Here is a 20329-nt window from a genome sequence, read left to right as displayed (position 1 = left end):
CTATCGATCTGGCCATTTTTCTTGTCAACGCGACAATTGGCGCAACCAGCGCGTTAATCTTGTTCAACGATCACGCTCGCTTTCTGCAGACGTGACAGTTTACCCGCAACGCCACAGTGTTGTTTCCGCGGCAAATGCTGGCAGTGGTATGGTGCCCGGCGGGCTGGCCTTTTCCTGCATTTCCGAGGGAGGAAGACATGCGCGAACCCGACATGCAGCAAGTGGATGCACTCGTCGGTCGGTTGATCGGCGACGTGGGCGAGCCGTATCCGGGGCGCTGGTAGCGCTGGGCGATGACGTCGGCCTGTTCAAGGCCATGGCCGACGGCAAGCCACGCAACTCGTCTGAAATATCGAAGGAAACCGGCATAAAGGAGCGGTACATCAGGGAATGGCTGTCGGCACTCGCGGCCGCCGACTACCTCAGTTATGACGAGAAAACCGACCGTTTTGACTTGACACCAGAGCAGGCAATGGTCTTTGCCGAGGAGGACAGCCCCGCCTTCTTCGCCGGCGCTTTTCAGGTCGTGCAGGCCTTGTGGATGGACAAACCCGAAGTGGCCCACGCCTACTTATCTGTTCCGGGGTACGGAGCGTTTCTTCCGGACTGGTTACAACAACAATCTCGTTGCCGACTGGATTCCGGCACTGCAGGGCGTTGAGGCGCGCCTGAGGGCCGGCCAAAGTCGCCGATGTCGGCTATGGCCACGGCGCTTCGACGATTCTGATGGCTCAAGCCTATCCCGCTTCAAAGTTCTTCGGCTTAGACTATCACGCGCGTCGATCGAGCGGGCGAAAGCTGCGGCCAAGGAAGCCGGCATTTCCGATCGCGTCACGTTCCAGCAGGCTCCGGCGACTGGCTTTCCGGATGGAAACTACGATCTCATCGCCATGTTCGACTGTCTGCACGACATGGGGGATCCGGTCGGCGCCGGCAGGCACGTCAAGGAATCACTCTCTGCGGACGGAACCTGGCTGGTCGTCGAACCCTTTGCGCATGACTGCCTGAAGGACAACCTCAATCCGGTCGGTCGCGTCTACTACGGTGCGTCGATGATGATCTGCACCCCGGCATCGCTCTCGCAGGAGGTCGGACTCGGACTCGGCGCGCAGGCCGGCGAAACCAAGCTACGGAAAGTCGCCCTCGAGGCCCGCTTCAAGCATTTCCGCCGCGCCACGGAAACACCATTCAACATGGTCTTCGAGGTGCGCGCCTGAGGAAGTTGCGTCATTGACGACGCGCCTGACGCTGGCCGTTCGCATCCACCGAAATTTTCCACAGAGCCGCCGACAGCTTGTGGAGCAATAAATAATATAGCGATATCAAAGTGATAATCGCGACGCACGGAGCGCCTCAAGCTCGAAGCAAAGAAAAATTCGCGTCATGGTGATTTTTTCTTGTTTTGCCGCTTGCGGGATTCAAAGTGCCTGACTATAAGGGCGCCACCACGAAGGAAGCGCCCTTCGTCTATCGGTTAGGACACCAGATTTTCATTCTGGGAAGAGGGGTTCGACTCCCCTAGGGCGTGCCACTTTCTCAATAAAATCAGCATCGTAGACAATTCACTTGGGCGGGCTGAGGCTGTCTTTATAGCACGCTTAGTGGTCTCCTTCTCTGTGGGAAGCCACCATCTCCTTGCGATTTCCTTTCGCACGAACCATTGCCGGCTTGCTCCTCCCGCAGCGGACATAAGCCTCGCTCCATCTCGGCCCCATAGATAGTCACATCAAGATCTTTGCCGGCAAGCGAGCCGCGCAGATATCGCCATCGCGGAGGCGATCTCGGTGAAAGTCATGATGCGCGCTGGGGAGCCATTCCCTATCGAAGAAACGGGGCGACGCTTTCTGTGTCGTCTGCGGGCGCAGCGTCTGGCTCTGAAATCAAGATTCGCACGATTTTTTGGGCACCCTGCCCCTCGACCGCTGCCATGAAGGCGATAGGTCCCTGCCCCCGGAGACAATTCAAGTGAGCGGCATCAAACTCAGCATCTGCATCCCGACCTACAATCGTGAGGCCTATCTTCGCAACGCGCTCGAGCATTGCGAAATCTATAGCTTCGACTTCCCGTACGAGATCGTAATCTCCGACAATGCCTCGACCGACAATACGGCACAGGTCGTCGAAGAGTTTATCGCGAAGGGCCTTCCGATCCGCTATCACCGCCGTGCCGTGAACGGTGGGCCATACAAGAACATCGCAAGCACCTTCCGCCACGCAGTGGGTGAGTATTCGATCTATCTCGCCGACGACGACTTCCTGATATCAGATGGCGTCAACGCGGCCGTCGCGTATCTTGATGCAAATTCGGACGTGTCCGCATGCCACGCCTCCTGGTATCTCTACGACGAGATCGCAGACCGCGACCTGACGACCTTCTATAAGGTCGACGAGGATATCAAGTTTGGCCGGCATGATTTTGTGGAGGTGTTTCAGTTCATCTTCGAGCGGCACATCTTCCCGGAAATCGCAATCTACAGATCGTCGGCACTCCGATCCGTCTGGGTCCCGCGCGATTTTTGCTTCTGCTTCTTTGCCTATCTCGCTCATGTGCTGGATCAAGGCGGAGTGGCCTTCCTCAAGCAGCCTTTCTATCGCTCTGTTGTCAACTCGAAGCTAGCGACCAACCGCTCGCAGGCCGGCAACGAAGAGGTCATGGTCGCCTGGGACAAATATCGCGGCGGGCTTGAGTACTTTCTCTACATGGCCGCCAAGCGCGGAAAGCTCAACACGGGACCGGAATCGCGTGCGATCTTTGAGCAAATGTGCAAGGTCTTCACCCTCAACCGAATGGCGGTGGCGGTGCGCTTCTGGGCGGTTCGCAAGGATTTCATCAAAGCCTACGAACTCTACACGCGCATGGCACTTGGCGGGATGGCGGATCACCCCGAGGTCGCAGCACTCCGAGAATCCTTCCCGATGCTGGTCGCCATGCAGACGCTGGCCTACCAAGTGAGTGCGACCGCAGGCGTTGACCGACTCGTTCTCAGCGGAATGGCTGATCCGGCATTGATCACCGAACTCCTTCGCGACGTCGGTCTAGGACCAGAAATCGAAGTCATCGCAGATCTGGACGATAGCGCGTCGACGGAGGTCGAAAGCACGATGATCTTCGCGGCGGATATGGCTCGGCGCGAGAAATTCCTTGAGCTGGGCTACAAGCCCAACATGATCTTCATCGAAAGCGACCTGACGCAGCACATTCTCATCTGAGGCTGCCGTCGCTGCGCCATAGAGTGGCGTCCACGCCTAAGCATGGCCGTTGCTCAGGGCAGCGCCCGCACCATGGTCGCCAACGCCAGTCGGCCTCATCGCGCAGGCGCGGCGTCCTGAACGCGCAGCTGGATGCGTCGGGAGCCCTGATAGTGATCTGCGCCAAGCGAACCCGCAATGTGCAGGCTGGAGCCCCTTGAGTTCAGCAGCAGGTTGCCCAGTTGTGTATCGGCCGCCCGAAAGGCGATTCCGTCGAGACGGGCGCCGTCCATAGCTTCGAGCGTCACCTTCACATGCTTCTCGCCAACCAGGCGGGAATCGCGAAGGCGATGAGCGGGAACGGCAAAGAGCGGCTGAGAATGACCTGATCCGTAAGGGCCGGCCGTCTCGAGGCGATCGATCAGATCGATCGTTGCACCGCTGGCAGCAATCGCACCGTCGATCTTCAGCGTCTCGTTGGCAACGAGTGCGGCAATCGTCTTTTCGGCGCGTTCGTCAAAAAAACTGCGCAGTATGCCTAGCTTGTCGCGCTCGACCGTGAGGCCAGCAGCCATGGCGTGGCCGCCGCCCTTGACCAGCAAGCCTTCGTCCACCGCCGCGCGTACCATCTTGCCCATGTCAAAGCCGTTGATCGAGCGGCCCGAGCCGGTGCCCTTGCCAGATGGGTCGAAGGCAATCGCAAAGGCCGGGCGCTTGAACCGTTCCTTGAGACGGGCGGCAATCAGGCCGACGATGCCAGGGTGCCACTTTTCGTGCGCGGTGACAATGACCGAGGCACCCTCGCCGTCCCCGTATTCCGCCAGCGCCTCGGCCTCGGCCTCCTGAAGCATTGCCGCTTCCATCGCCTGCCTGTCGCGGTTGAGCTCATCCAGTTGCTGGGCGATAGCCTCGGCCTTGCCCGTGTCGTCCAGGGTGAGCAGGCGGCTGCCGAGTGCGGCGTCGCCGATGCGCCCGCCCGCATTGATGCGCGGACCGATCAGGAAGCCGAAGTGATAGGGCGTTACCGGCCCGGCGAGGCCCGCCTGGCGGAACAGCGCGGACAGGCCGGCATTGCCCTGATGCCGTGCGGCGATCAACCCCTTGACCACGTAGGCACGGTTCAGGCCCTTCAGGGGGACAACATCACAGACGGTTGCAAGCGCGACAATATCGAGCCATTGCAGCAGGTCGATCGACCGCACTCGCGGATCCCCAGCCTCCCGCAACAAGCGCAATGTTGCGACAAGCACGAGGAATACGACGCCGGCAGCGCAGAGATGTCCCTGCCCGGAGAGATCGTCGTCGCGATTCGGATTGACCAGCGCGTGGCAGGGCGGCAAATCGTGTGTCACCTGGTGGTGATCAATCACCACGACGTCGATGTTGCGCCTGGCAGCTTCGGCCAGCGCGTCATGGCTGGTCGATCCGCAATCGACGGTTACGATCAGCCGTGCACCATTGTCGATCAGGTTCCCGATCGCCGCGGCGTTCGGGCCGTACCCCTCGAAAATGCGGTCGGGAATATAGATCTCGACCTTGACGCCAAAGTGCTTGAGAAAGCGAAACATGAGCGCCGATGAGGAAGCGCCGTCAACGTCGTAGTCACCGAAAATCGCGACCTGCTGCTGGCTGCGGATCGCTTCGGCAAGCCGCTGGGCCGCCTTCTCGCAATCCGTCAAGGTATAGGGATCAGGCATCAGGCCACGAAGCGTCGGATCAAGAAACTCCAGCGCCTCATCAACGGTGACACCGCGTCCGGCGAGAACACGCGCGATGAGTTCAGGCATTCCGTGCATCTGAGACATGGCGAGCGCCCGGTTCTGACCGGCTTGATCCAGTCGCGATATCCAGCGGTTGTCCAGTACGGACTTCTCCACCCCCAGAAACGCGCGTCGCACCGGATCGGCCGGAATCTCCATATCGCCTGCTGCCCTCATCGCTTGTCACCACCCCGGGACCGGAGTGATATCGGCAGCTTTATGCGCCTTCGCGCGGTCGCACAACGGTTTTGGACGAGGCGTGCGACGTTAGCTGTGGACGCACGCAACAAGGCTGCTGCGGCGCCTTAGTTAAGGTCAATGTGGTCGGAGGGAAGCGTTTCAGTCTTCCTTGGGGCGCTCGATGCGGATCACCTGGGGCTCGCCGACATGATACCCCTCGCCCTTGATCGCAGCGACCGCCTTGCGAACGGAATCCTCGGTCGTCGCATGGGTGACCATGATGATCGTCTGATGATGCGACGGAGCCAGATGCTGCTTCGAGCGCTGAACGATCGACTCCAGCGAGATGTGGTTTTCCGCCATGTGCGTGGCAACGCTTGCGAACACGCCGGTACGGTCGAGCACGGTCAGGCGAATGAAATATCCGCCTTCGTGGCTCTGCATCTGCGCCTTGCGGTAGGGCTCGAGCGATTTGGCGGGATGACCGAGAACGGGCACGCGCTGCGCGCCTGGGCGGCTTTTAGCGATGTCGGCAATGTCGCCTAGTACCGACGAAGCCGTTGCATTGCCGCCGGCGCCGGGACCGACCATCAGCAACTCTCCGAGAACATCGGACTCGATCGCAACGGCATTTGTCACGCCGTCGACCTGCGCAATAACGGAATCGACGGGCACCATCGTCGGATGCACGCGCTGCTCGATGCCGGTATCCGTCCGCTGGGCAACGCCGAGCAGCTTGATGCGATAACCGAGGTCGGCTGCCGCGTGGATATCCTCGATCGAGATATTGGTGATGCCTTCGAGATAGATGTCGTCGGCCGCGATCTGGTTTCCGAAGGCAAGCGTCGTGAGAATGGAAAGCTTGTGGGCCGTATCGTTGCCCTCGATGTCGAAGGCCGGATCGGCTTCAGCATAACCGAGACGCTGCGCCTCCTTCAGGCAGTCGGCAAAGGACAGGCCTTCCTTTTCCATCTTCGTCAGGATGTAATTGCAGGTGCCGTTCATGATCCCGTAGATGCGGGAAATCGTGTTACCCGTCAGCGATTCGCGCAGCGCCTTGATGACGGGAATGCCGCCGGCAACTGCTGCTTCGAAGTTCAGCAGCGCGCCCTTCTCTTCCGCGATCGTCGCCAGTTCGACTCCGTGATAGGCAAGCAGCGCCTTGTTGGCGGTCACCACATGGAGACCACGTTCGAGCGCGGCGTGCACCGAGCTGTTAGCGGAGCCGTTCACCCCACCCATGAGTTCGACGAAGACATCGATATCGCCCTTCTCCGCCAGATCCTCCGGCCGATCGAACCATTCGATGCCGCCGACGTCGATGCCGCGGTCCTTGGTCTTGTCGCGGGCGGAAACACCCGTAATCAGGATCGGGCGACCGCATGTTGCGGCCAGCTCGTTGCTGCGCTGCTGAATGATACGGACAAGCGAAGCACCAACGGTGCCCAAGCCCGCAATGCCGATTTTGAGGGCATCTGCCATGGATCGATCCTGAAATGTGTCATGAAAGGCAGCCGCCGGAGCGGCTGCCTTTGAGGGGATTATATCAGCGATGTGCGTTGAGTGAGATGACGTTGTGCATCGTCTCGTCTGCCGTCGACATGAACTTCTTGATGTTGCGGGCAGCCTGACGAATGCGATGCTCGTTCTCGACAAGCGCCAGACGCACGTAGTCGTCGCCCATTTCGCCGAAACCGATGCCGGGCGCTACCGCCACATCGGCCTTCTCGACGAGCAGCTTGGAGAACTCCAGCGAACCAAGATGACGGAACTTTTCCGGGATCTTGGCCCAGGCAAACATCGTCGCCGCCGGTGGCGGCACCTCGAAGCCAGCCTTGCCAAAGGTATCCACCATGACGTCGCGGCGGCGCTTGTAGACGTTGCGCACTTCCGCGATGTCCGAGCCGTCGCCGTTCAGCGCGTGTGTTGCCGCCACCTGGATCGGTGTGAACGCACCGTAATCGAGGTAGGATTTAACGCGTGTCAAGGCCGCGATCAGGCGCTCGTTGCCGACGGCAAAGCCCATGCGCCAGCCGGGCATCGAGAAGGTCTTCGACATCGAGGTGAATTCAACCGTCACATCCATCGCGCCCGGCACTTCCAGAACCGATGGAGGCGGCTCGCCATCGAAATAGATTTCAGAGTAGGCAAGGTCGGAAAGCACGATGATGTCATGCTTCCTGGCGAACGCGATCACGTCTTTATAAAAGTCCAGCGTCGCCACATAGGCCGTCGGATTGGACGGATAGTTGAGGATCAGCGCCAGCGGCTTGGGAATCGAATGACGAACGGCGCGCTCCAGCGGCGGGAAGAAGCTCTCGTCCGGTTCGACCGACATCGAACGAATGACACCGCCGGCCATCAGGAAGCCGAAGGCATGAATCGGATAGGTCGGGTTCGGGCAAAGGATGACGTCGCCGGGCGCCGTGATCGCCTGCGCCATGTTGGCGAAGCCTTCCTTGGAGCCCAGCGTGGCTACGACCTGGGTGTCCGGATTGAGCTTCACGCCGAAGCGGCGGGCGTAATAGGCAGCCTGGGCCCGGCGCAGGCCGGGAATGCCCTTGGACGACGAATAACGATGCGTGCGCGGATCCTGGACGACTTCACAGAGCTTGTCGACGATCGCCTTCGGGGTCGGAAGGTCAGGGTTTCCCATGCCGAGATCGATGATGTCGGCCCCGCCCGCTCGCGCGCTCGCTTTCAAACGGTTGACCTGTTCGAAAACGTAAGGCGGCAAACGCCGGACTTTGTGAAACTCTTCCATTTCTTTCCCCACGGAAATGCGGCCACCACGACCGCGCTCGAAGTTCGTCCTAATTCCCGGCTGTTCGCGATACGAACTTCAGAATCGCCAACGCCGTATTCATCAGACTTGCGTCGCAAGGCATTTCTTTGACGGAAAGCCACGCAGGCCGCGCATTATCGGGAAAAATTCATCTTCCGCCACTGCTGGAAGGCTTTGCTTCCAAATCGCAGCGAAGGCAAGGCCTAATTGGCGATTTCGGAGAGCGTTTGCGCGCCGTGTTCGGCGGCAAGCTTGCGGTATTCAGCGACGCGACGCTGATACTCGGCTTCCGAGATCGTGCCCGCCTTGCGTTGGGCGCCGAGCGCCGTCAGCTTCTTCTGAAGCCCGCCGGCCTCATCGTCACCCATCTGAACGTTTGCGGCTGTCAACGGCGCACCGAATCCCGGGTAGCCGTCCTTGTAGTGCGACAGGCCGCTTTCGGTCGGCGCCTCGCCCTTTGTTGCGTTCATGACAACGGGCGTCGGCGCCGCTTGCCTGGCTGCGAAGGCGGCCTTCTCCTCGGGCGTTCGCATGCATCCGGCAAGCGTCATAGCCGCGGCGGCGCCAATGAGCGCGATGCGGGTCACGTTTGCGATGGTGCGAAAGCCGTTTTTCGTCATGTGCCAGAGGTCCCAAATCCTGAGGTGCTTCGACTGTTAAATTCGTCGCCGCCACAAAGCAATAGCACGAGCGAGCATCAGCGGAACTTGTTTTATCGATCTTTCCAGATGTACAACTCGATTTACAGGAACATGCTGCCGCCGGAGGAGACGCGTGACCGACAGCAAGCAGGACAACGGCGACAAGGCAAAGGGCCCGGGCTTCGATGCAAAGGACCTGGATCCATACCTATTGAAAGATCCAGAGGCCATGGCGATCAATTTTGCCCGTGCGCTGGAGAATCTCGGTAAAGCGGCAACAGCTTGGCTCGCACCACGCGAACGTGGCGAGATCGCAGCAAATGCGGCAGAGCCGGTGACTGACATGGTCAAGACGCTCTCCAAGGTCACCGAGTACTGGATCTCCGATCCGCGCCGTACCTTCGAGGCGCAGACGCAGCTGATGAGCAGTTACTTCGGCATCTGGATGCGCTCGATGCAGCGCATGCAGGGCGAAACGCCGACGGCGGAACCGGATCGCAAGGACAAGCGCTTTGCCGATGAGGATTGGCAGAAAAATCCATTCTTCGAATTTCTGAAACAGGTTTACCTGATTACCGCCGATTGGGCCGAGAAGATCGTGGCCGACACCGAGGGCCTCGACGAACACACAAAGCACAAGGCCGGCTTTTATGTGAAACAGATTACGGCCGCACTCTCGCCGACTAATTTCGTCGCCACCAACCCGCAGCTCTACCGCGAAACGATCGCGACCAGCGGCGAAAACCTGGTGCGCGGCATGAAGATGCTTGCCGAGGACATCGTCTCAGGCCATGGCGACTTGAAGCTTCGCCAGACTGACATGACCAAATTCGCTGTCGGTCGCGACATGGCGCTGACCGCGGGCAAGGTGATCGCGCAGAATGAGATCTGCCAGATCATCCAGTACGAGCCGACCACAGAGACGGTCTTGAAGCGCCCTCTCCTCATCTGCCCGCCGTGGATCAACAAATTTTATATCCTCGACCTCAACCCCCAGAAATCATTCATCAAATGGTGCGTCGACCAGGGACAGACCGTTTTCGTGATTTCCTGGGTCAATCCGGACGCGCGCCATGCGCAAAAGGATTGGGCTGCCTATGCACGCGAAGGCATCGACTTTGCCCTCGACACAATCGAGAAAGCGACGGGCGAGAAGGAAGCAAACGCGGTTGGCTACTGCGTGGGTGGCACTCTGCTTGCCGCAACGCTGGCGCTGCACGCCAAGGAGAAGAACAAGCGGATCAAGACGGCCACCCTCTTCACGACGCAGGTGGACTTCACGTATGCCGGCGATCTGAAGGTCTTTGTCGACGAGGAGCAACTTGGGCGGCTTGAGGCCCATATGGATGAGATCGGCTATCTCGACGGGTCGAAGATGGCGACCGCCTTCAACATGCTTCGGGCCTCTGAACTGATCTGGCCTTACGTCGTCAACAACTACCTGAAGGGCCAGGATCCGATGCCCTTCGACCTGCTCTTCTGGAACGCCGATTCCACCCGCATGGCGGCGGCGAACCACGCCTTCTACCTGCGCAATTGCTACCTCAGGAACGCATTGACTGCGAACGAGATGATCCTCGACGGTCAAAAGCTGTCCCTCAAGGACGTCAAGATTCCAATCTACAATCTCGCGACCCGCGAAGATCATATCGCGCCGGCCAAGTCGGTGTTTCTCGGCAGCCAGTTCTTCGGCGGCAAGGTCGATTTCGTGCTGGCGGGCTCCGGCCACATCGCTGGCGTCGTCAACCCACCGGACAGGAAGAAGTACCAATACTGGACCGGCGGCGCCGCAAAAGGCGAATACGAGACTTGGCTGACAGAGGCAGCCGAGAATGCCGGCTCGTGGTGGCCACACTGGCAGGCCTGGATCGAGGCAAAGGACGGCAAGCGCGTGCCCGCCCGCAAGCCGGGCGGCGCAGCACTCAACGCCATCGAAGAGGCGCCAGGAAGCTATGTCATGGAACGAACCTGAGGTTCGCTAAAAACGCAGCGGCTCTCTACTCCAGGACGATCAGGCTGGCCGGTGATGGCGGCAGCGGCTTCGTCGCGACGACACGAAAACCGGCTGCCTTGGCCATATCGGCAAGCTCCGGCTCGGTATAGGCGTCTCCGTTCGGCGTCGTCGCCAGCATGACCATGGCGAAGGCAGCCGGAAACTCCGGCGACACGCGATCCTCGTTCGGAACGAACTCGACAATCGCCACGCGGCCTCCGGGCACCAGGCTTGCTCGCGCCTTCTTCAATAGCGTGACGCAGCCATCGACGTCGAAGTGATGGAGGAAGTTCGGCAGCAGGATGAGATCATAGCCGCTGCCCCAATCGACCTCGAAAGCGCTGCCGGGCTGGAAGGTGAAGCGCGCAGCCACCCCCGCATTCGTCGCATTTTCCTCAGTCACCGCAAGAACCGGCTTCCAATCGAGAGCAACCACGCTGGCCGATGGCGCCACCTTGGCGATCTCGATCCCGAAAGCGCCGGGACCGGCGGCAATGTCCAGCACCTTGTTTAGAGGCTTTGACCATGTCGCCACATCAGATGCCACGGCCCTCGCGCTTGCGCCAGTGAACGCGCCCATGGCTCGCGCAAACTTGACCCATACAGGATTGTCCGGCGCAACATTCGCCAAGCCGACGGAGCCGCCGTTGCGAACGTAGGCAGCCGGGTCATCCAGGAACAACGACACCATTTGCGGCGAAGCAAGGAAATCGATCGCCGCCCCCATATAGGCGGGTGAATGTCGATCGAGAAAGACCTGACTGGACGGCGTCAGCGCGTAGTTTTCGCCACTCTTCGTCAGGAATCCTGAGATCACCAGAAAATCGCAGAGAATGCGAACGCCGCGCTCGGCGCAACCCAATTCGGACGCAAGCGCCTGTGCCGTACGGCTTTTTCCGCCAAATTTCGTGAAAAGGTCGAATTCGATTGCCGCCTTGATTGCGGCCGTTTTCCGGAATGCGAACATCGCATCGACCAACAAGGCCGGCGAGATTTCTTCATGAGCCACTGGATGTGTCGAAGACATCGGCTTTCCTCCCAACCTGGAACTCCATGACGGGAGGTATTCATAGCAGAATCCGCTTTCTTCGACACCTCATGACAAAGGAGGTGTGCCCACAGTCGTGAAATGCCCAAAACTGCACCCGTTCAAATTCGAACGGCTTGACCGCTCACGTAAAGACTTTGGTTACCATAATTCGTCATGCTCTCAGCTGACTGGATATATTAGCTAAGCCGCAATTTGGCCCTGATGCTTCTATACCGGCCCCGGCGAAGAAAATTATCAATCTGTCAGTACCGCCGGCCTGGTAACGAGTTGTGAAAGACGAGTGTTATGGCGTTTGCGGTCGATGTGTTTGCCAATACCAGGCCCATAGGTACGTCTATTTCTCGCTTCAGTCACCCTTTCCGTTTTCTCTCAGGTGCAGCTCTTATCGGTGCGGGGTTTGCCGCTTCGGCGTGGGTCGTCGCTACAGTCGCGACCATGCATATGGTCACGCCGGCTCCGCATCCGAGCGCAGGTCCGCTTGCCGACGTCGCGCTTGCCCCTGCAGTTATAGCCAAAACCGAGCCCACGCAGCGCCTCGTTCACGTCAAGAAATTCTCGCGTTTGCGAATGAGTACGGAAAGCGAGCTGGCGCTGGCAAAGGGTATGCGCGTGGCCGCTCCGTCCGCGGCGCTGGCAGCAGCATTCGTCGGGCAGTCCGAACCTCTTGCTCTTTCTGAAGGCTCTCCGAACAAGCAGCCGGCAATGGTTGTTGCAGCGACAACGCCTGCCCAGCCAGCCCGCGCGATCAAAGACGACATCGTGACGGCGACACCGGTCGCTGTTGCCTCGGCTGATCGCATCATCATCCCGTCGAAAGAAGAGGTTGCGGCTGCCGAAGGACCCGCCCTGCTGGCACTCGCTGCAAGACCCGCAGCCGTCATTAAGGGACAGGTGCCGCCGGCCGCGGCTAAGCCAGGTCCGGTCGAGGTTGCAAGTCGTGCACCTGCCGCACCGACCGAGCCGTCGGCTCTGGCCATGACCCAGCCGTTCGATCTCGTGCTGAGCGGCAGCGACACCTCTATCCCTTTGCCGATGGCCCGGCCCGATGGCTTGAAGCGGGCGACGGCCAACGATCGCAGTGCTCCGGCAGAAGCCGTGCTGGCCTATGCCCGGCCGGATGCCGGCGCTTCCGATGATGACGAAGACGCAATGCCGACCGTGAAGAAGGGGCTGTCTGCCCCCATCGCCCGCAATGGTGTCGCGGTCTACGACATTTCGGCGAACATGGTCTACCTTCCAAACGGTGAACGACTGGAGGCCCATTCCGGCCTCGGCAAGATGCGTGACAACCCGCGTTATGTGCACGCCAAGAATCGCGGACCGACCCCGCCGCATACCTACAATCTGACAATGCGCGAAAGCCTGTTCCACGGCGTCGAGGCCATCCGCCTGCACCCGGTCGGTGGCGCAGGCGCAATCTACAACCGCGATGGCCTACTCGCGCACACCTACATGTTGGGAGCCCGCGGCGACTCCAACGGCTGCGTATCGCTCAAGGATTACAAGCGCTTCCTCGCCGCCTTCAAACGGGGCCAGATCCGTCAGCTGGTTGTGGTCACGAGCATGCCGAACAAGCCGACGTCCACCTTCGCTTCGTTGTTCTCGTCGCGTTCTTAACGAGTTGCGATCTTAAAAGACGACGCGCTCGATTTCCCCCATAGCGAGCGGCTATGCCATCCTTCCCCCGTCCCATCTTCGGATACAACGCAAGGCGTTGCGACGAGGCGGAAGAAGGACGTAAGCTTCCGCATTCGGGGTTCGCAGAAAATGGTCTCCCTCCGGGATGGCGGCGTGGCGCCAATGCTGTGTTGAGTTTCGCTCCGGACGTGCCTGTGTGGCACACAAGGCCGTCGGCAGCGCGCAAGGGTCGACCGGCGGATGCAGAGGGACCGAAGTTGCTGGCACCAACCGCCGAACGGGACGCCGGGAAGCGCCATATGTTCTTACTGCAGCGAGGCAATTTCCAGTGCCCCGTCCGAGTGACTTGAAGGATCAAGCCACGGGCTCGCACTGATCGCGTGAAGGCGAAGGCGTGTGGGGCCTACAGAAAGCTTCCAGCGGCGGTTCAACGCGACCACCAAGCCAGAAATGACATTCCACCCATTGATCGCGATGGACGAACCCGGCATAGCTGCATTATGTACCAGAATGACAATCCTAAGGGCCTGCAATGGTGAACTATATCGAAGCCTCTTCCGCGCCATCGAAGAATACGGGCGCAATCAGGCTCTACGGTCCTGACGCTTTCGAGGGAATGCGGAAGGCTTGCCAGCTGACCGCACGTTGCCTCGACGAGCTCGCCGCTGTCGTGAGGCCGGGCCTGCCGACCGATGCAATTGATCGCTTCGTTTTCGAGTTCGGCATGGACAACGGTGCGATTCCGGCGACCCTCAACTATCGCGGATACACGAAATCGACCTGTACTTCGATCAACCATGTCGTCTGCCATGGTATTCCGGATGCAAAGCCGTTGCGCGAGGGAGATATCGTCAACATCGACGTGACCTACGTGGTCGATGGTTGGCACGGCGATTCAAGCCGCATGTATCCGGTCGGGACGATTAAGCGCGCAGCGGAGCGGCTGCTTGAGGTGACCTACGAATCCCTTCTGCGTGGCATATCAGCCGTTCGGCCAGGTGCCCGCACCGGCGCGATCGGAGAAGCCATTCAGACCTATGCCGAAGCCGAGCGCTGTTCGGTTGTGCGCGACTTCTGCGGTCATGGCGTCGGTGCGCTGTTCCACGACTCCCCGAATATCCTGCACTATGGTCGCGCGAGCGAAGGGCCGGAACTGCGCGAAGGCATGATCTTCACCATTGAGCCGATGATCAACCTTGGTCGGCCGCATGTGAAAGTGCTGGCGGACGGCTGGACTGCCGTCACGCGCGACCGCTCGCTTTCAGCGCAATACGAACATACGGTCGGCGTCACTTCCGATGGCTGCGAGATATTCACACTTTCCCCCGGCAGCCTCGACCGCCCCGGCCTTCCACCCTTGAACCGATGAGCGCTTGATGACGAAGGGTCCTGTTCGTACTCCAACGACGCCGAACTGCCCTTCGAAGACCGTGTAGGCTTTCAGAAACGGGATGTCGTGTTCGACCGCCTCGCCGGCCTCACTGGTTTCGGCCCGGAGGAAGGAGCTGGCGAAGACGACTGTCGTTCCCGTCTCGCCCTTGCGAACGGCAGCACCGAGTTCCAGGGCCTGACGAAATGTCATCCAGGTCGGCGAGGTAAAGCCGCGGGCAATCGCTTCGGACCAGAGCAGCAGCGAGGGCAGCTCGTGCAATACTGAAGCTAGGCGTGCGGGAAGTAGGTGACTGCCAACACGGTGAGCCGAGTTGAACAAGACGGTTCCGGTCCTCGCGGGCCACAACCGGTCACAATCGAGGCGATCAAACGGGTATACGAAGCACGAGGGGTCATTTTCTTCGATGGAGGTCCCGCTCCGAACGGAGGAGCGGGTGCCCGCCTCGCGAGATAGCGCTATTTGGGTCGCCCTGAAGGGATGTGAACTCTCGGCCCCGCCCAAGACACGCTTCACCGCTTACGCATTCGGCAGATTTCTCCCCGCTTGCGCCAGCAGAGCCCGGTTTGCGTATGAAGCCGTGTTCGACGGAAAGCATGGGGGTCTTTGGCTCATGCGCCGTTAGCAAGTATGGAGCGATGAGCGGGCATTTTCCCTTAAGGAACTCGCCGCCTACACCGGAAGCGGGAAGGATCAGTCGGAATACGGCGGGATGGTCACAGAATGTCATTTGTTCCAGACACCAAACCCATACCCCCAGCACGACAAACAAAGCCTTATTCCTTGATCTGTATTAATCCACAACCATTCCTCAGGCGATCCGGCCCCATCGCGCGCCGATATCGACATGACGAAGATGATCGTCGACACGGCAAAGCCGCTCGGCATCACCGTTCATGATCACATCATCATCGGCAAGGACGGTCACGCGAGCCTCAAGGGGCTGCGTCTGATATAGGAGCCGAATCCGCTTCAGGTGTCCGTCAGGTTTGGGTGGCAAAGCGACAATGCTGCAACCATCCTGCTTCGAGACCTTCATGACGACGACGATTACTTCTCGCCAATATCCTCGTTCCAGGAGAGCAGCGATATTTCTCCTCACCGTGCTCCTTGCCATCGTTGGCGGCTACGCTTTCTATTTAAAGGCGACGGGCAACTTTCATGCCGTCGTCGCCGGCCAAGTCTACCGTTCGTCGCAGCCATCCCCACAGGCAATTGCCGACTTCTCCAAGCGCTATGGGATAAAGACCATCATCAGCCTGCGCGGCGGGATCAACAGCCCGGCATGGAACGCCGAAGTCGAACAAGCGAAGACACTTGGTATCGAGCATATCGATTTCCCGATGTCGGCTTACAAGGAGCTTTCTCCGGAGCGAGCGAAGGAATTGATCCAAGTCATGAAGGACGCTCCAAAACCGCTGTTGATCCACTGCCTCTCAGGCGCAGATCGGACCGGGCTCGCATCCGCTCTTTATCTGGCGGCGATCAGCAAGACGAACGAGAAGGTGGCGGAAGGGCAGATGTCCATCTTCTACGGTCATATCGCGCTGCCGATCAGCCGAGCCTTCGCCATGGACCGCACCTTCGAGAAGCTGGAACCCCTACTTGGCTTCAGTGAAGCCTGATATCCGCTCATAAAATATTCTGCAACATTGACCTGCTACCCGTGGACGCGCGAAATATTGCGTTGCAAAAATGATTCCAGCTTACCAAACGGGGCCAGCTTAATGTTCCAGTACGATCTCGTTGTTGTGGGCAGTGGTCCCGCAGGCCGCCGCGGCGCAATCCAGGCCGCCAAGCTTGGCAAGAAAGTTCTGGTCATCGAACAGGGCAAGCGCGTCGGCGGCGTTTCGGTGCACACGGGCACCATCCCCTCCAAGACACTGCGCGAAACGGCGCTCAATCTCTCTGGCTGGCGCGAGCGCGGGTTCTACGGCCGGTCCTATCGCGTCAAGGAAGAGATCAGCGCGGATGACCTTCGGCGCCGCCTGCTGATCACCCTTGATCACGAAGTCGAGGTGCTTGAACACCAGTTCGCCCGAAACCGCGTCCAGCACATCAGAGGCAAGGCAAGTTTTGTCGACCCATCCACGCTCGAAGTCATCAAGGACGACGGCGAAATCCTCAAGGTCACAGGGGCCAGCATCCTGCTTGCGGTCGGCACGAAGCCGTTCCGCCCCGATTACATCCCATTCGACAACAAGACGGTACTCGACAGTGACGAACTGCTCGATATCGAAGAACTGCCGCGCTCGATGGCCGTGATCGGCGCGGGCGTCATCGGCATCGAGTATGCGACGATCTTCAGCGCACTGGATACCGCAGTGACCGTCATCGATCCCAAACCGACGATGCTCGATTTCATCGACCGGGAAATCGTCGAAGACTTCACCTATCAGCTGCGCGATCGCAATATGAAGATCCTGCTCGGCACCAAGGCCGACAAGGTGACGCGCCTAGACAACGGCAAGGTTGAACTGAGGCTCGACAATGGTCGCCACCTGGCGACCGACATGGTTCTATTTGCCGCCGGCCGCATGGGCGCGACCGACACGCTCAATCTGGAAGCGGCCGGACTCGAAGCCGATAGCCGTGGCCGCCTCAAGGTCAATCCGGAGACCTTCCAGACCTCCGTGCCGAATATCTATGCCGCCGGCGACGTCGTCGGTTTTCCGAGCCTCGCGTCCACGTCGATGGAACAGGGCCGCATTGCAGCCCGTGTCGCTATCGGCGCGGTCGCGAAGGAGCCACCGAAGTACTTCCCCTACGGTATCTATGCCGTGCCAGAGATCTCCACCTGCGGCCTGACCGAGGAGGAGATGAAGGAGCGCGGCATTCCCTATGAATGCGGCATCGCGCGCTTCCGCGAGACCTCGCGTGGACATATCATGGGCCTCGATACCGGGCTTCTCAAGCTCATCTTTTCATTGAAGACGCGCCGGCTGCTTGGCGTGCACATTGTCGGCGAAGGGGCAACCGAGTTGGTTCACATCGGCCAGGCCGTGCTAAACCTCAAGGGAACGGTCGAGTACTTCGTTGAAAACACGTTCAATTATCCGACGCTCGCGGAAGCCTACAAAATCGCCGGTCTTGATGCGTGGAACCGGATGGGCGACATCAAGTCGGAGCTTTGATCGCCTAGCCAGACCTCAGGCTTTGATAATTTACTAAACGAAAACAGAAACCTGAGATCCGGCCAAAATCCGTTCCATCTGACTTATTTGTGTCGAATAGCACCGGTAAAACCTTCGCTTGTATAATCCACCGCGTCTGGTAGCGTCCATTTTCGGGGATTCCTCTTACCAGCGAGTGACCGTGCAAGATCTGTCCAAGACCGCCGAACGGAGTTTCCAGCTCATCCTCATCAAGCCGTCGCACTACGACGATGACGGCTATGTGATCCGGTGGTGGCGGGCGATGATCCCGTCCAACTCGTTGGCTGCGATCTACGGAATCGCGTCCGATTGCGCTGAGCGCAAGGTCCTCGGCCCCAATGTCGAAATCGACATTACGGTCATCGACGAGACGAACACGCGGGTCAACATCCCGGCCCTGCTCGAACGACTTGCGCAGCACGACAATTTCGGGATGGTCGCCTTGGTTGGCGTTCAGTCGAACCAGTATCCGCGGGCACTGGATATCGCGCGCCCCTTCCGCAAGGCTGGTGTTCCGGTTTCGATGGGCGGCTTTCACGTGTCAGGGTGCCTCGCCATGCTCGACGGCAAGGCGGTTGGTCTCGAAGCATGTCGTGAGATGGGTATCTCGATGTTTGCCGGCGAGGCCGAAGGCCGGTTGGACCGCGTCCTGCAGGATGCCGCCAGCGGCAAGCTTGAGCCGCTCTACAATTTCATGAACGACCTGCCGAGCATCGAAGGTGCGGCCGTCCCGTTCCTGCCGAAAGCCAATGTGGCCCAGACGCTTGGCCTCAGCACGAGCTTCGACGCTGGCCGCGGCTGCCCTTATCAATGCTCCTTCTGCACCATCATCAACGTCCAGGGGCGCAAGTCGCGATTCCGATCGGCCGATGATGTCGAAAAATTGGTGCGGATGAACTGGGCGCAAGGCATCCATAAGTTCTTCATCACCGACGACAACTTCGCTCGCAACAGGGATTGGGAGGCGATTTTCGATCGATTGATCGAACTCAGGGAGAAGGACGGAATTCCACTTGGATTAATGATCCAGGTCGATACGCTCTGCCACAAGATCCCGAACTTCATCGAAAAATCAAAGCGCGCCGGCGTGACACGCGTCTTCATCGGGCTTGAGAATGTAAACCCCGACAATCTGACGGCGGCCAAAAAGAACCAGAACAAGATCACCGAATACCGGAAGATGCTGCTTGCCTGGAAAGCCCAAGGCATTATGACGCTCGCCGGCTACATTCTCGGCTTTCCTGCGGACACGCCAGAGACGATCCGGCGCGATATTGCCATCATCCAGCACGAATTGCCTTTGGACGTCATCGAGTTCTTCGTGCTGACGCCGCTTCCAGGCTCGGAAGATCACCAGACATTGTGGAAGAAAGGCGTGGAGATGGACGCCGATCTCAACATCTACGACGTCGAGCATGTCTGCACCGCGCATCCGAAGATGAGCAAGCAGGAATGGGAAAGCATTTATCAGGAGGCATGGTCGCTCTACTATTCGCCAGCGCATATGAAGACGCTGCTGCGCCGGGCTGTTGCGACGGGCGTGCCGCTCGCCAGCCTCGTCAAGATGCTCGTGTCGTTCGCGACGACGGTGCCGCTGGAGAACGTTCATCCACTCCAGAGCGGCCTGTTGCGGCTTAAGCACCCCTCCGAACGCCGCCCGGATCTTCCCAAGGAAAGCGCCGTGACGTTCTGGCCGCGTTTCATCTGGGAAACGCTCAGCAAACACCTTTCATTGGGCGCCACCATTGCCAGCCTCGCAACGAGCGCCTTCTTCATCGCACGCGACAAGAAAACGAAGAACTACATGGATCAGGCGCTGACACCGGTCGGTGACCACGAGGATGAAACGCTCGAACTCTTCACCAAGACGGCCGGGGGTCTAGCCGCGGTCTCTCACATCCACAAGGTTGCGGAACTGACCCACGCACACAAGGTGCGGCCCGCCGTCTGACCACAAGCACGGCGTTTGATAGGGTAATCGGCAGCTATCTCTGAGCCGCCGAGATCGTCGCGATGTTTAATAGTGATGCGGCTTGAAGCGTGTCGATGAACTCCACGCATTCAATCACCTTGCCGTTGTCGAAGGTCATCTTGTCCATGACCTCTGTGTCGAAGTCCGTTGTGCCGTGACACATCTGGCCGCTGCGATGCACAAGTGCCACGTCGCCCTCAACATGAATGTCGACAATCTCAAGGGCTTTCATCTCCCAGGTGTCGATGAAGTGCCGCATCGTCGCGCGAAGCGCCGCGCTGCCAACAACCGGGTCGGTCAGCGGCGCCAAGTGGCGGCTCCCAGCGATGCGGAAGACGCAGCTGTCACCGAGAAATGACATGAGCCGCTCAAGGTCGCCCTCAGCCCTCGCCTTGAAAATCTGCCCTTACGATTCCTTTCAACTCAGCGCCTGATGTCATCGCAAACCCTCCCCGATAGGCACCGCCCAGCTTGCATCAGATCAATCTAAAATTCAACTCGTGGTACCCAATCGGCGTTGCTGCCCGTTCGCAACGGCAACCACCGCCCTAGAACCAAAAAAGCCCCGCACAAAG

At 59.4% G+C, this 20329-nt stretch carries 15 protein-coding genes, 1 tRNA gene and 2 pseudogenes; 11 read left to right on the top strand and 7 right to left on the bottom strand.

The window, feature by feature from the left end; translation table 11 throughout:
* The first annotated feature begins 316 nt into the window (after positions 1-316).
* From K9B32_RS28980 to K9B32_RS20360, 4 genes are all read left to right on the top strand, one after another.
* Positions 317-661: a hypothetical protein gene (locus K9B32_RS28980; RefSeq protein WP_263491039.1), complete on the top strand. Its 345-nt coding sequence runs from the start codon at positions 317-319 to the stop codon at positions 659-661.
* A complete protein-coding gene (locus tag K9B32_RS28975) occupies positions 576-1217 on the top strand; it encodes a class I SAM-dependent methyltransferase (RefSeq protein WP_263491031.1) in 642 nt (213 codons plus the stop codon). Before K9B32_RS28980 ends, K9B32_RS28975 begins: the two co-directional genes overlap by 86 nt.
* A gap of 239 nt (positions 1218-1456) precedes the next feature.
* Positions 1457-1531: transfer RNA gene (locus K9B32_RS20365), tRNA-Glu, on the top strand.
* Between the two features lie 434 nt (positions 1532-1965).
* Positions 1966-3210, top strand: a complete 1245-nt coding sequence (locus K9B32_RS20360; RefSeq protein WP_224565442.1) for a glycosyltransferase family 2 protein — start codon at positions 1966-1968, stop codon at positions 3208-3210.
* A 95-nt stretch (positions 3211-3305) separates the two neighbouring features.
* On the opposite strand, the gene recJ is transcribed toward K9B32_RS20360, so the two are convergent.
* The 4 genes from recJ to K9B32_RS20340 all read right to left on the bottom strand — a co-directional run bounded on the left by recJ (position 3306) and on the right by K9B32_RS20340 (position 8534).
* Positions 3306-5108, bottom strand: a complete 1803-nt coding sequence (gene recJ / locus K9B32_RS20355; RefSeq protein WP_224565639.1) for a single-stranded-DNA-specific exonuclease RecJ — start codon at positions 5106-5108, stop codon at positions 3306-3308.
* A gap of 180 nt (positions 5109-5288) precedes the next feature.
* Positions 5289-6611, bottom strand: coding sequence for a homoserine dehydrogenase (locus tag K9B32_RS20350; RefSeq protein WP_224565440.1), 1323 nt, complete (start codon positions 6609-6611; stop codon positions 5289-5291).
* Positions 6612-6675: 64 nt separating this feature from the next.
* The gene (locus tag K9B32_RS20345; RefSeq protein WP_224565438.1) at positions 6676-7893 is read right to left on the bottom strand and encodes an LL-diaminopimelate aminotransferase; all 1218 of its coding nucleotides are present in this window, start codon (positions 7891-7893) and stop codon (positions 6676-6678) included.
* 224 nt (positions 7894-8117) lie between these two features.
* On the bottom strand, positions 8118-8534 hold the full coding sequence (locus K9B32_RS20340) for a hypothetical protein (protein ID WP_224565436.1): 417 nt from the start codon (positions 8532-8534) through the stop codon (positions 8118-8120).
* Positions 8535-8688: 154 nt separating this feature from the next.
* Here K9B32_RS20340 and phaC point away from each other — a divergent pair, with 154 nt between their 5' ends.
* Positions 8689-10527, top strand: a complete 1839-nt coding sequence (gene phaC, locus K9B32_RS20335; RefSeq protein ID WP_224565434.1) for a class I poly(R)-hydroxyalkanoic acid synthase — start codon at positions 8689-8691, stop codon at positions 10525-10527.
* A gap of 25 nt (positions 10528-10552) precedes the next feature.
* Here phaC and K9B32_RS20330 read toward each other — a convergent pair whose 3' ends face one another.
* The gene (locus tag K9B32_RS20330; RefSeq protein WP_224565432.1) at positions 10553-11575 is read right to left on the bottom strand and encodes a methyltransferase; all 1023 of its coding nucleotides are present in this window, start codon (positions 11573-11575) and stop codon (positions 10553-10555) included.
* Positions 11576-11884: 309 nt separating this feature from the next.
* On the opposite strand from K9B32_RS20330, the gene K9B32_RS20325 reads away from it, so the two are divergent.
* Complete coding sequence (locus tag K9B32_RS20325) at positions 11885-13216, top strand: DUF2778 domain-containing protein (RefSeq protein WP_224565430.1); 1332 nt, start codon at positions 11885-11887, stop codon at positions 13214-13216.
* 553 nt (positions 13217-13769) lie between these two features.
* Entirely contained in the window at positions 13770-14606 is an 837-nt protein-coding gene (gene map / locus K9B32_RS20320) for a type I methionyl aminopeptidase (RefSeq protein WP_224565428.1), read from the top strand.
* Positions 14607-14660: 54 nt separating this feature from the next.
* Here map and K9B32_RS20315 read toward each other — a convergent pair.
* Positions 14661-14870, bottom strand: a pseudogene (locus K9B32_RS20315) (ArdC-like ssDNA-binding domain-containing protein); the annotation flags it as partial.
* Positions 14871-15417: 547 nt separating this feature from the next.
* Between K9B32_RS20315 and K9B32_RS20310 the strand changes: the two are divergent.
* From K9B32_RS20310 to K9B32_RS20295, 4 genes and pseudogenes are all read left to right on the top strand, one after another.
* Positions 15418-15585: pseudogene (locus K9B32_RS20310) on the top strand (JAB domain-containing protein); the annotation flags it as partial.
* A 79-nt stretch (positions 15586-15664) separates the two neighbouring features.
* Entirely contained in the window at positions 15665-16252 is a 588-nt protein-coding gene (locus tag K9B32_RS20305; RefSeq protein ID WP_411969729.1) for a dual specificity protein phosphatase family protein, read from the top strand.
* Positions 16253-16354: 102 nt separating this feature from the next.
* Positions 16355-17761, top strand: coding sequence for a Si-specific NAD(P)(+) transhydrogenase (sthA, locus tag K9B32_RS20300; RefSeq protein ID WP_224565424.1), 1407 nt, complete (start codon positions 16355-16357; stop codon positions 17759-17761).
* Positions 17762-17942: 181 nt separating this feature from the next.
* Complete coding sequence (locus K9B32_RS20295; RefSeq protein ID WP_224565422.1) at positions 17943-19733, top strand: B12-binding domain-containing radical SAM protein; 1791 nt, start codon at positions 17943-17945, stop codon at positions 19731-19733.
* Positions 19734-19767: 34 nt separating this feature from the next.
* Here the strand turns inward: K9B32_RS20295 and K9B32_RS20290 are convergent, their stop codons facing one another.
* A complete protein-coding gene (locus K9B32_RS20290) occupies positions 19768-20115 on the bottom strand; it encodes a nuclear transport factor 2 family protein (RefSeq protein ID WP_263491026.1) in 348 nt (115 codons plus the stop codon).
* Positions 20116-20329 lie beyond the last annotated feature (214 nt).

Source organism: Rhizobium sp. 3T7, assembly GCF_020166565.1.
Classification (GTDB): Bacteria; Pseudomonadota; Alphaproteobacteria; order Rhizobiales; family Rhizobiaceae; genus Rhizobium.
This window is presented reverse-complemented; position numbering and strand designations above follow the sequence as displayed.